Source organism: Naasia sp. SYSU D00948 (assembly GCF_017916515.1).
Taxonomy (GTDB): Bacteria; Actinomycetota; Actinomycetes; order Actinomycetales; family Microbacteriaceae; genus Naasia.
Map to the genome: position 1 here is coordinate 1,906,964 of NZ_JAFMTA010000001.1, position 11,672 is coordinate 1,918,635.

At 71.9% G+C, this 11,672-nt stretch carries 9 protein-coding genes; 5 read left to right on the forward strand and 4 right to left on the reverse strand.

The window, feature by feature from the left end; all coding sequences use genetic code 11:
• Positions 1-15 precede the first annotated feature (15 nt).
• From J3P30_RS08965 to J3P30_RS08975, 3 genes are all read right to left on the reverse strand, one after another.
• Positions 16-531, reverse strand: a complete 516-nt coding sequence (locus J3P30_RS08965; RefSeq protein ID WP_210480705.1) for an alternate-type signal peptide domain-containing protein — start codon at positions 529-531, stop codon at positions 16-18.
• Positions 532-963: 432 nt separating this feature from the next.
• Positions 964-1,419, reverse strand: coding sequence for an SRPBCC family protein (locus tag J3P30_RS08970; protein ID WP_210480706.1), 456 nt, complete (start codon positions 1,417-1,419; stop codon positions 964-966).
• A 124-nt stretch (positions 1,420-1,543) separates the two neighbouring features.
• Positions 1,544-1,756 (reverse strand): hypothetical protein, encoded by a 213-nt coding sequence (locus J3P30_RS08975; protein ID WP_210480707.1) that lies wholly within the window; start codon positions 1,754-1,756, stop codon positions 1,544-1,546.
• A gap of 159 nt (positions 1,757-1,915) precedes the next feature.
• On the opposite strand from J3P30_RS08975, the gene J3P30_RS08980 reads away from it, so the two are divergent.
• Together J3P30_RS08980 and J3P30_RS08985 are read left to right on the forward strand one after the other, a co-directional pair.
• Positions 1,916-3,136, forward strand: a complete 1,221-nt coding sequence (locus tag J3P30_RS08980) for a mechanosensitive ion channel family protein (protein WP_246852741.1) — start codon at positions 1,916-1,918, stop codon at positions 3,134-3,136.
• A gap of 160 nt (positions 3,137-3,296) precedes the next feature.
• Positions 3,297-4,877, forward strand: a complete 1,581-nt coding sequence (locus J3P30_RS08985) for an FAD-dependent oxidoreductase (RefSeq protein WP_307807449.1) — start codon at positions 3,297-3,299, stop codon at positions 4,875-4,877.
• Between the two features lie 108 nt (positions 4,878-4,985).
• On the opposite strand, the gene J3P30_RS08990 is transcribed toward J3P30_RS08985, so the two are convergent.
• On the reverse strand, positions 4,986-6,638 hold the full coding sequence (locus tag J3P30_RS08990) for a protein O-GlcNAcase (protein WP_210480709.1): 1,653 nt from the start codon (positions 6,636-6,638) through the stop codon (positions 4,986-4,988).
• Positions 6,639-6,667: 29 nt separating this feature from the next.
• On the opposite strand from J3P30_RS08990, the gene J3P30_RS08995 reads away from it, so the two are divergent.
• From J3P30_RS08995 to J3P30_RS09005, 3 genes are read left to right on the forward strand one after another with little or no spacing between them, the layout of a single operon-like run.
• Entirely contained in the window at positions 6,668-8,632 is a 1,965-nt protein-coding gene (locus J3P30_RS08995) for a hypothetical protein (RefSeq protein WP_210480710.1), read from the forward strand.
• The gene (locus J3P30_RS09000; protein WP_210480711.1) at positions 8,629-10,512 is read left to right on the forward strand and encodes an MBL fold metallo-hydrolase; all 1,884 of its coding nucleotides are present in this window, start codon (positions 8,629-8,631) and stop codon (positions 10,510-10,512) included. The genes J3P30_RS08995 and J3P30_RS09000 overlap by 4 nt, the downstream gene beginning before the upstream one ends.
• A 10-nt stretch (positions 10,513-10,522) precedes the next feature.
• Complete coding sequence (locus tag J3P30_RS09005; protein WP_210480712.1) at positions 10,523-11,587, forward strand: LacI family DNA-binding transcriptional regulator; 1,065 nt, start codon at positions 10,523-10,525, stop codon at positions 11,585-11,587.
• Positions 11,588-11,672 lie beyond the last annotated feature (85 nt).

Here is an 11,672-nt window from a genome sequence, read left to right on the forward strand (position 1 = left end):
GGGCAGGCTCCCCAATTAGGGGGTCTGAGCGAGCGTGAAGGTGATCTGGCTGAGGTCGAGCGTGGAGCCCTGTCCCTGGGTGCCCGTCACGGTGCTCGGGAAGACCACCGTGAGCTTCACGTTGACGGTCGAAAGGCCCGACGTGAACTTGAGGGTGCTGCCGTCCACAGTGGCGGTAGACGAGGTCACCTCGAGCGTCTCAGTCGTGTAGTCGGCGAGCGGGCCGGCGGCAGCGAGCCCGGTGTGCGTGAGATTGGCCTTGAGGCCGTCGCCGACTGCGTCGATCGAGAGCGTCTGCGTGTAGACGAGCGTGGTGCCTGGGATGATGCGGTAGGTGCTCGGCGTGATGGTGTCACCGGCCAGCGTCTTCCAGACACCGTTGTTGTTTGCGGTGAGGGTCAGGTGACCTGCGGTGATCGAGGGAGCGGTGAGGCTGTCGCTGGTGTTCCAGAGAGCGAACGTGCCTGCTCCTCCGAGGAGAAGAGCGATGCCGGCGGCGCCGGCGATGGAGCCCTTGACGAGCTTGTTCATGATGGCTTCCTTCGTTACGGGTGGCTGGCGGCTTGCGCCGGGTCTTGGTAAGTGGACGGCCATCAGGACCTTGCTGGTCCCTCAGGGCTTTTGTCCCCCGAGAAGAGACTGCCGTGTCCGCACTAGGGGGGACAAGAGGGGCACATATCCCAGTCTGGGTGGCACTAGAAGGGGTTACGCGCCAGCCGCCTGACGAACTGAATTCCCTGATCAAATCGGTTATCGACCGTTGGAGGACAACCTTGTCCTCCATATGGCGGGCTTGTGCCCCGGCGTCGACGCAGTTGACTCGTGCGCTTGTACCCGTAGTACAGACCGGTATGTCCTCACTGTTGAGGACCGCGGCGATGAGCGTGGCGAAGGCCCCCCGGAACGAAGAAACGCCCGGGTCCCGCAGGGGGACCCGGGCGCTCCGGGGACTCTGGAGGCGCGTCAGCGCGGAACGTCTCCGCGCCATCCGCCTTCCTCGACGCCGCGGCTCTCGATGAACTCCTTGAAGTTCTTGAGGTCGTTCTTGATCGCGCGCTCGTCGAAGCCGAGTGCATCGCCGACCTTCTCGACGAAGCCTTCAGGCTTCCAGTCGAGCTGGACCGTGACGCGCGACGTGGTGTCGCTCAGCTTGTGGAAGGTGACGACGCCGGCGTGCTCGTCCTTGCCGCCGATGGCGTTCCAGGCGACACGCTCGTCCGGGTGCTGCTCGGTGATGACGGTGTCGAACTCCCGCTCGACTCCGCCGATCTTCACCCGCCAGTGGTTGTGCGTGTCGTCGATCTGGGTGATCTCCTGCACGTAGTGCAGGAACTTCGGGAACGACTCGAACTGCGTCCACTGGTTGTACGCGGTGCTGACGGGGACGTCGACATCAACGCTTTCGATGACCTGAGCCATGGGCTTCCTTTCGGCTGCGGGCTGGGTGATCCCCACGCTACGCCGGTCCCTCGTGGGGTCGGCAACCGCCCAGGCTCCTACCAGCCAGGGTTGACAGTCCCTGCTCGCGGGGCTAAATCGGGCGCTACTCGCCCTCCGGGCGCTCCTGCGCGAGCGGCGAGTCCCAGTCCTCGTCGAGCAGCTCCTCACGGGAGTCGAGCGGCGCCTCCGGATCGGCGACGGGCTCCGCGATAGGCCGCTCCTCATCGGGCTCCGCGACCTCCGGGGCGATCTGGTACTCCTCGACCTTGTCCTCGACGGGCACCGGGTCGAAGGGGTCGTCGGCTGTTCCGCTCATTCGAGTCCTCCTCGGTGGTCGCGGTCTCCCACGCTATTCCGGACCTCCTGCGGTCGCCAGGCCCGGCGTGCCCCCGGGAAGGATGTGCGACCCTGGAAGGAACGCTCCGGACAGCGTCGTCTGCTTCCCCGCCACAGCAACTTCCGTGAGGTTCCTCTCTTGACGCCGTCCGATCTTCTCGAGCCCCTGCTCGGCAACGCCATCGCCCGCTCCTCCGTCTACCTCCTGCTCGCGGTGACCGCCGCGCTGGCGCTCACGGCCGCCGCGGGCGCCGGGCTTCGCTGGGTCTCCCGCCGGCGGTCCTGGCCGGAGCAGGACGTGGCCGCGCTCCGGCGTCCGCTTCGCGTGCTGGCCGTGCTGGTCGCGATCTGGGTGGCAGTCGAGCTCGCGCTGCCGCGCGCCAGTCCCGGCGTCGACGCGGTGACCCACGGCTTCCTGATCGCCACGATCGCGACGGCAGCATGGGCGGTGTGCCGCGTCCTGATCCTCGTCGTCGACCTCGCGCTGGCGCGCTACCGCACCGACATCGCGGACAATCGCTGGGCTCGCCAGGTGCGCACGCAGGTGCTCATCCTGCGGCGACTCGCGATCGTGCTCACGATCATCGTGGCCGGCGCGGCGATCCTGCTGACCTTCCCGGAGGCGCAGGCCGCGGGCGCCAGCGTTCTCGCGTCCGCCGGTCTCGTCTCGATCATCGCGGGTCTCGCCGCACAGTCCGCGCTCTCGAACGTGTTCGCGGGCATGCAGATCGCCTTCAGCGGCCTGATCCGCGTCGACGATGTCGTGGTGGTGGAGAAGGAGTGGGGTCGGATCGAGGAGATCACGCTCACCTACGTCGTCGTGCACCTCTGGGACGACCGCCGCCTCATGCTGCCGTCGACCTACTTCACCGCCACCCCGTTCGAGAACTGGACGCGCAGCACGTCGGAACTGCTCGGCGCGGTCGAGTTCGACCTCGACTGGCGGGTGAGCCCCGCGGAGATGCGCGACGAGATGCACCGTGTGCTCGAGCGCACGAATCTGTGGGACGGCCGGGTGGCCGTGCTGCAGGTGACCGACGCCGTGGGCGGGCTCGTCCGCGTGCGCATCCTGGTCACCGCGGTCGACGCCCCGACCCTCTTCGATCTCCGCTGCTACCTCCGCGAGGAGCTGGTGGGATGGCTGCAGGAGCGGAGCCCCCAGTCGATCCCGCGCAACCGCGTGCAGCTGGTCGAGGCGGAGTCCGGCGCCCGCTTCCGCGGTCGTGGCGGCAGCGACACGTCCGAGGACCGGTCGCTCTTCGCGGGCGACGACGCCGGGTCGGTGCAGCGCGCCAGTCAGTTCACGGGGCCCATCTCGACGCTGTCCACGCGGGAGGCGGAGGACGCGCACGCTCGCTGACCGATGGGCGTCCGCGCGTAGGGACCAGGGCATGCCGCCTCGCCGGTTGATCCGCGCGCGCCGGTGTGGGTACGTTCTCACCTGTCGACCGCGCCTGGCGGCCCGGGGCGAGCCGTCGGCTTGCCGTTCCGGGCGGCCCCGCTTCAACGGAGGAGCTCCCGTGTCCCGCGCCATCCACGACGAACCTCCTCCGGCAGCCCGAAGGGCAGGGGAGACCGACGTCCTCGTCTACGGCGCGACGTCGGCCGGCGTGTGCGCGGCGGTCGCCGCGGCCGAGGCGGGCAGCAGCGTCCTGCTGCTCGAGCCGGGCCGCCACCTCGGCGGGATGACGTCGGGCGGCCTCGGCTACACGGACGTCGGCGACCTGCGCGTCCTCGCCGGGATGGCGGCGCGCTTCCGAGATGCCATCGCCCGGCACTACGGCGTCGCGCCGGGCGCCTACGCCGGGCCGGAGCCGCACGTCGCCGAGCAGATCTTCCGCGAGTGGCTGGAGCGGGCCGGGGTCGATGTGGTGTTCGACGCGCGCATCGCCTCCGCTGAGACCGCGTCCGGCAGGATCGAATCGGTGACGACCGGCGCCGGCGAGCGATTCGCGGCGGGTGTCTACATCGACGCGACCTACGAGGGGGACCTGCTCGCCCTCGCCGGCGTCCCGGCCTCGGTCGGGCGGGAGCATGCCGACCTGCACGGCGAGCGGTTCGCGGGGCGGCAGGAGGTCGTCCCCGGGATGCACGCCTTTCCCCCCTGGATCTCACCGTTCGCCGGCGACGAGTCGGGGCTCGAGGAGGGACCCCTGCTGCCGCAGCTCAAGCCCGGGCCTCTGGCTCGCGTCGGCGCCGGCGACGGAGGCGTCATGTCCTACGGATACCGCCTGTGCCTCACCACGGCCGAGGACCGGATCCCGATCGAGCGCCGCGACGGATACGACGAGGCGTACTGGGAGCTCGGGCGGCGACTCTTCCGCCACTGGGGGCGCGGGGGCGGGGCGCCGCCTGCCGGCCGGATGATCGGCCTGGAACAGAACCTCCCCGGCGGCAAGTGCGACGCGAACTCGCTCGGTCCCTTCTCGCTCAGCGTCCTCGACGGATCCGCCTGGGAGTACCCGCTCGCCGGGCCGGAGCGCCGCGAGGAGCTGCGACTGCACCACCTGCACCACGCGGTCGACTTCCTGTGGTTCCTGTCCACCGACCCTGCCGTGCCTCCGCACATCAGGACGGAGCTGTCCCGTTGGGGGCTGCCCGCGGACGAGTTCGCCGACACGGAGCACCTTCCTCACCAGCTCTACGTCCGCGAGGCGCGGAGGATGCGCGGCGAGCACGTGCTGACCGAGCACGACCTCGTGGAGGGGCGCATCCCCGGCGACACGGTCGCGCTCGGCTCGTACCACCTGGACATCCGCGAGGTGCAGCGCACGTGGCGGTGGGTGTACGAGCACCCGCGGCCGATCGGCATGGTGGTCACCGAGGGCTACCTGTCGGTCCCGGTGCCCCCGTACGGCATCCCGTACCGCAGCATCACGCCTCGCCGCGAGGACTGCCGCAACCTGCTCGTGCCGGTCTGCGTCTCGGCGTCCCACGTCGCCTTCTCGTCGGTCCGCATGGAGCCGCAGTACCAGATGCTGGGCCACGCCGCCGGGCTCGCGGCCGCCATGGCCGCGGATTCCGGCGGAGACGTCCAGGACGTCGACGTGCCCGCGCTGCGCGACCGGCTCGCGTCGGCCGGTCAGATCCTCGCGCTCTGACGGCTCCCGCCGAGCATGGAACGGCAACCGGGGCGACGAACGGCAGCAGTGCACGGTTGCCGTTCGTCGCCCGCGTTGCCGATCCCGGTCAACGAGGCGGGCCGTGCGTCAGGCGAGGCGGGCGAGGACGCTGCGCGCGTACTCCACGAGCGTCGCGCGGAGGACGTCGTGGGGGGCGCCCGCGACCGCGTCCAGGTCGGCGAGCAGGCGCGCCCGGCGCTCGCCGCCGACCGGACGACCCTCGGCGAGGAGCTCGGTGGCCGCCAGGGCGATCGCCGCCTCCCGTCCCGCGGCCTCCAGCCACGGTCGCAGCTCGTCGAGCAGCGGGCCGTGCTGGTCCTCGACCGCGGCGGGCAGTGCCGCGAGCTCGGCAAGCGCCTCCTCGAGCCGCGTCAGTGCGGCGTGGTCCCCCTCCAGCGCAGCCGGGATGGCGGCGGACAGGTGCGGAGCCCGGTCCAGGCTGGGCGGCCACGCGCTCGTCACGGCGAGCAGAGGACGGAGCGCGGAGGCCAGCGAGCCCGCCACCGCACGCACCGCTCGCGCCGCCGACTGCTCGGGGTCGTACGCGGACGGGTTCCATGCCCAGTCCGCGACCGTCGCGAGCGCGAACTGGGAGGCCGACGCCTGGATCATCGGATTGGCGCTGACGCCGACGAGGCGCGACCCCTCGAGGTCCTTCGGCCGGCCGAGCAGCGGACCGAGGAACAGTCGGGCGGCGTCGAAGTCGTTGACGGGGAAGTTGTCCCAGAGCAGCAGATCCCGGTCGAACGCCGCCGCTGCAGCGTCGACCTCCTCCCGTGTGATCGAGCCCACGACGACGTCCGATCCCGTCCACCAGACGAGCGCGTCGGCGGGCAGGGTCTCCGCGAGCCGCGACCGGTAGGGCGACTGCTCCAGCCCGGCGTACTCGGTGGGCACCATGACCAGCCGATCCCCGCCTCGAGGGGCGAGGAACCGGTCCTGGAACTCGGCGCACACGCGGCCGTGGGCGGCGCCGGACGCCCCGTCTCCGCCGCCGAACACCTCGCGGTCCTCCTGATGCTGCAGCTCCGCCGGGATGTCGTCGAAGAGCAGGGCGAAGGATCGGACGCCGATGCTCCACAGCTGCTCGGCCTTCGCGAACAGCAGGTCCCGCTCGACGGGGGACGAGTAGACCATCGAGAGTCCGGGGGCGATCGTGTAGGTGAAGCGCACGCGGCTCTCCTCCGCCGCACGGACGAGCTCCGCGAGCCGGGCCAGGTCGACATCCGGATACGGCTCGCGCCAGCGCTCGCGGTGGTAGGGGTCGTCCTTCGGGGCGTACGCGAAGCTGTTCAGCTTGTTGCGGGCGCAGAACCGGAGGTGCTCGAGCCGGTCCGCGTGGCTCCACGGCTCCCCGTAGAAGCCCTCGATGGTGCCGCGCCAGGGCAGCGCCGGCTCGTCGCGGATGGACAGGGGCGGCAGCGTGGCGGAGGCGGCGCGCAGGGCGGCGAGGGTCGTGCGAGCCCGGAAGAGCCCCTCCTCGTCGGCCGCGGCCAGGAGAGCCTCGCCCCCGTTCCCGGCTGCGCGGATGCGGAGGGCATAGCCCTCCGAGCGCAGCCCGTCGGGGTCGAGGTCGGCGAGGGCGCTCCACGCCGGATGTCCACGATGCGAAGCCTCCTGCACCGCTCCTATGCGGAGCGCGGAACCCGCGTCGATCCGCGCGGACACGGGGACGGGGGAGAGGGAGTCGAGGGCCGAGGACTGGTCGGAGAGCGCAGGCGGGGGCGCTGAAGTACCCACGTGGGAACGATACCAGTTAGGCTTCCGGCATGCCTCCGGCCAGCGTCGCAACGGTGGATCCTGCCGCGCTCGACCCTCTCCCGGTGCCGTCCCGCTTCGAGCCCTCACCGCCTCTCGAACCGGTCGAAGAAGGGCTGCGCATCGCCGAGCACGGACGGTGGCTCACCGTCTCGGGGCGCTGGTATTCGCTGAACCTGCCCCTCGGCGCCGAGTGGGTGAACCGGTCCCCGTACGCCGTGCTCCTCTCCGAGGACGGGAACAACTGGACGGACATCAGCCTCCTCGCGTCGGCCGATCGGATCGGCGAGCCGGATGAGACCCTCGGGCTCGGCGCAGTGGAGCTCCGCGACCGGAGCGACGACGCCGTGACGCTCGTGGTGCCCGCTCGCTCCAGCGCGTGGGACACGAGGGAGGTGCGGCTGCGCTGCACGCCCGAGACGATCGAGCTGTCGGTCGCCGTCCGCGGCTCCGGCGCGCTCGACGACGTGACGCTCTTCGGCGGGCGCGGCGTGCTCGCGAGCGGGGCATCCGGCGAGTTCCGGTCGGCGATCGGCTTCCGCAGCGTCTTCGTGCCGGTGCCGACCGAGCCCGTCGCGTTCGTGCGCCCGGCACGTGCGGCGGCGTCGCTCGGCGTGGTCGGGGATGCGGATCCGGGCCGGCTCCACGGCATCTTCTCGCCGCCGCCGCTCGCGCTCGGCCTCGGCCGCCGCGACGCCGACGGGCCGACCGACGTGCCGGGCGGAGGCTGGCTGGGCCTCTCGGTGCGCGCGCCCGTCGAGGACCTCACCTTCACCACCCTGCGCTACGAGCCCCTCGACGCGGGGTTCTGGCTCCGTCTGGCCTACGAGGGCCACACACCGGTCGAGGGCGGGTGGACGTCGCCGACGCTCGTGCTCCGTCCCGCCGCCGATGCGTGGGCGGTCCTCGACGACCACCGCGCGGACCTCGTCGACGCGGGGTTCGCGCCCGGTCTCCCTGCGAGCGGACCGGGGTGGTGGGCCGAGCCGATGTTCTGCGGCTGGGGCGCGCAGTGCGCCCGGAGCGCCCACGCCCTGCACGGCACCCCCGACCCGACGGCTCCGACCGGGCCCGAGACCCCGGTCGAGGAGGCGACGGTCGTGCTCCTCGCCCCGCAGCTGGCCCGCGAGAGCGCCTACGACGACTTCCTCCGGATCCTCCGCGCGAACGATCTCGAGCCCGGCACCATCGTGATCGACGACCGCTGGCAGGCGGAGTACGGCACGGCCACGCCGGACCTCGAGCACTGGCCGGACCTCAAGGGGTGGATCGCCGCCCGCCACGCGGAGGGCCGCAAGGTGCTCCTCTGGTGGAAGGCGTGGGACCCGAGCGGCCTTCCCGCCGAGGAGTGCGTCCGCGACCGGACGGGCCGCGCTGTCGCCGTCGACCCCGGCAACGCGGCGTACCTCGCCCGCCTGGAGCGCATCGTCGGCGAGCTGCTCGGTCCCGCGGGCCTCGACGCCGACGGATTCAAGATCGACTTCACGCAGCGCACCCCGTCCGGCCGCACCCTCACCGGCACGCCCGGCGTCTGGGGCGTCACGGCGCTGCACCGCCTGCTGGAGACGCTGTACCGGGCCGCGAAGGCGGCCAAGCCGGACGCCCTCGTCGTGACCCACGCCATCCATCCGTCCTTCGGGGACGTGAGCGACATGGTCCGCCTCAACGACGTGCTGCGCTACGACGTGTCGGGACGGCTCACGCCCGTCGCCGACCAGGTCGCCGTGCGGCACGCCATCGCGCGGCGGACCCTTCCGGGGCACCTCGTCGACACGGACCAGTGGCCGATGCCGAACCGGGACGAGTGGCTCCGCTACGCGCGCGTGCAGCACCGGCTGGGGGTGCCCGCGCTCTACTACGCCGAGGCGATCGACCGGTCGGGCGAGCCGATCCGGACCGAGCACCTCGAGGTCGTCGCCGACACCTGGCGGGAGTACCGCGAGCGCATCGCCGCAAGGGGGCCCGGGGAGAGATGAGCGACGTGCCCGACGTGATCGAGGAGCTGGAGCGTCCGAGGGCGGGGTCCGTCGTGGAGGAGGTGGCGCGGGGCGTCTATCGCGTGCGCGACACCTGCAACGTCTACGTCATCGCGAGCGAGGGGCCCGGCGAGCGGACCGGCGTGGCCGTCGACTTCGGATCGGGCGCCGTGCTCGACCTCCTCGGGGAGATGGGGATCACGAGGATCACGGACGTCCTCATGACCCACCACCACCGCGACCAGGGACAGGGACTGCCGCGCGCCGTCGAGCTCGGGATCCCCATCCACGTCCCGCCGGTCGAGGTCGACCTGTTCGCCGCGGTCGACGAGCTCTGGCGCACGCGGCAGCTCGACAACGACTACAACGTGCGCCAGGACCGCTTCTCGCTCCTCGAGCCCGTCCCGGTCGCGTCGACCGTGCCGGAGTACCGGGCGGGGGAGTACGGCGGAGTGCGGCTCCGGGTCATCCCGACGCCCGGGCACACCATCGGCTCGGTCTCCTACCTGCTCGAGCGGGACGGCCGGCGCATCGCGTTCACCGGCGACTTCATCTACGCGCCGGGCAAGGTGTGGTCCCTGGCCGCGACGCAGTGGTCGTACACCGCGCACGAGGGCCCGGCGATGGTCGTGCTCACGTCGCACCTGCTGCGGGACGAGCGCCTGGACCTGCTCCTGCCCTCGCACGGCTCGCCCATGGACGATCCCGAGCACGCCCTGCGGCTCCTCGCCGACCGGATGCAGTACCTCGTGGATTCGCGCCGCTGGCACCACTGGGACCTCGAGCAGCGCCTCCGCCATCCCTTCCAGCCGCTCACCGACCACCTCCTCTACAACGCGTCGGCGCTCGCCTACTCCTACGTGCTGCTCTCCCGCACCGGGGAGGCGCTCGTCATCGACTACGGCTACGACATGACGACAGGTCTCCCGACGGGCACCGACCGCGCCGCGCGCCGGCCCTGGCTCGCCTCGCTGCCCGCGCTCAAGCGGGACTTCGGGGTCCGGCGGATCTCCGTGGCGCTGCCCACGCACTACCACGACGACCACGTCGCGGGGCTGCCGCTGCTGCGCGAGGTCGAGGGCACGGAGATCTGGACGCCCGAGAACGTCGCGCCGATCCTCGACGACCCCTGGAAGTACGACCTGCCCTGCCAGTGGTTCGAGCCGATCCGGTCCGACCGCGTCCTGAAGCTGGGCGAGCCCTTCCGGTGGAACGAGTACACGATCACGCCCCACGACCAGCCGGGTCACACCCTGTTCCAGGCGGCGTACGAGCTCGAGGTCGACGGCGTGCGGGTGATGTTCACCGGCGACCAGCAGGAGAACCTCGGCATCCCCGGCGAGCGCCACGAGATCCTCAACTACCAGTACCGGAACCGGTTCCGCATCGAGGACTATCGGAAGAGCGCGCGCCTCTACAAGCGCGTGCGCCCCGGGCTGTTCGCGACCGGCCACTGGCCGCCCCGGTGGGTGGAGCCCGGGTATCTCGAGTACCTCGGCTACGCGGGCGACGACCTCGTCGAGATGCACGAGGCCCTCCTGCCGCTCGACGAGCTCGACCTCGGCGCGGACGGGGTGCTGGCGCGGATCGTGCCCTACCGGGCGCGCGTGGCGCCCCGCGGGGAGCTCACGATGACGGTCACGGTGCGCAACCCGCACCGCGAGCCCGCCGAGGCCGTGGTCCGTCCCGTCGTGCCCGGCGGCTGGGCCGTGCTGGAGGCGCCGGCGCCGATCCTGCTCGACGAGGGCGAGGAGCGCGAGCTCCCGCTCCGGCTCGCGGCGGGACCCGAAATCCGCAGGCGCGCGCGGGTGGCGGTAGATGTCACAATTGGGCCACTCCGCCTCGGGCAGCACGCCGAGGCGATCGTGGACGTGGAATAGAGGCCCCGAGATGCGGCACGGCAGCGCGGATCTCGTGCCGCCCGCCCGCCGCGCGACCATCAAGGAGGTCGCCGAGGCGGCGGGCGTATCGCGGTCGACCGCGTCCCGGGCGCTGACGGGCAACGGCTACGTCGCCGAGAGCGTCAAGCAGCGGGTCCGTCAGGCCGCCGCCGACCTCGGGTACGTCGTGGACGCGATGGCGCGGAGCCTGAAGCAGCAGTCGACGAAGTCCATCGGAGTCCTCGTCTCGGACCTGCGCAACGAGTTCTACGCCCACCTTGCCGCCGGAGCGAGCCGGCAGGCGACTCGCCTCGGCTACACCACGATGCTGATCGACGACCAGGGCGAGGCCGAGGACGAGGTCGCCGCGGCGGAGGCGTTCGTCGCGCTCCGGGTGGCGGGCGTCGTCGCGACGCCGATCTCCGCCGCCGCCACAAGCTTCCTCCTGCGGCAGAGGATCCCGGTCATCGAGGTCGACCGGCGGTTCAGCGACGGCGCGTGCGACGCGGTGGTCGTGGACAACCGGGGATCGGCCCGGGCGATCACGAGGCACCTCGCGGAGCTCGGCCACCGCAGGATCGCGCTGCTCATCGACGAGGACGACTGGACGACCGGCCGCGAGCGGCGTGAGGGCTATCTCGACGCCCTGGGCGCGGCGGGCATCTCCCACGACCGCGGCCTGGTGGTGCCGGCTGGATGGGACGTCGAGGCGGCGAAGGAGGCGGCGCGCGACCTGCTGGCCTCCGCCGACCGCCCGACGGCGATCTTCGCCGCGAACAACGTGCTCGCGGAGGGGGCGTGGCGGGCCGCGACCGAGCTCGGGCTCCGTATCCCGGACGAGCTGAGCCTCGCCGCCTTCGACGACGCGCCCTGGATGAGCATGGTCACGCCCGGCGTCACAGCTGTCGCCCAGGACGCCGCGGCGATGGGACGGGCGGCCGTCCAGACGCTGTTCGAGCGCATCGCCGACCCCGCCGCCGGGACTCGCACGATCGTCCTCTCGGCCACACTCAGGATCCGCGGATCGACGGCGGCGGCGCCGGTCGGCCAGGAGCGCGACCTGCCCGTCGGCTGAAACACGTCCCGGGGGCGGGTCGGTTGCTTCTGCGCCCGTTGCGCTCGTATATTTGTGGGAACGATGCCATAGGTTCCGAGTACGG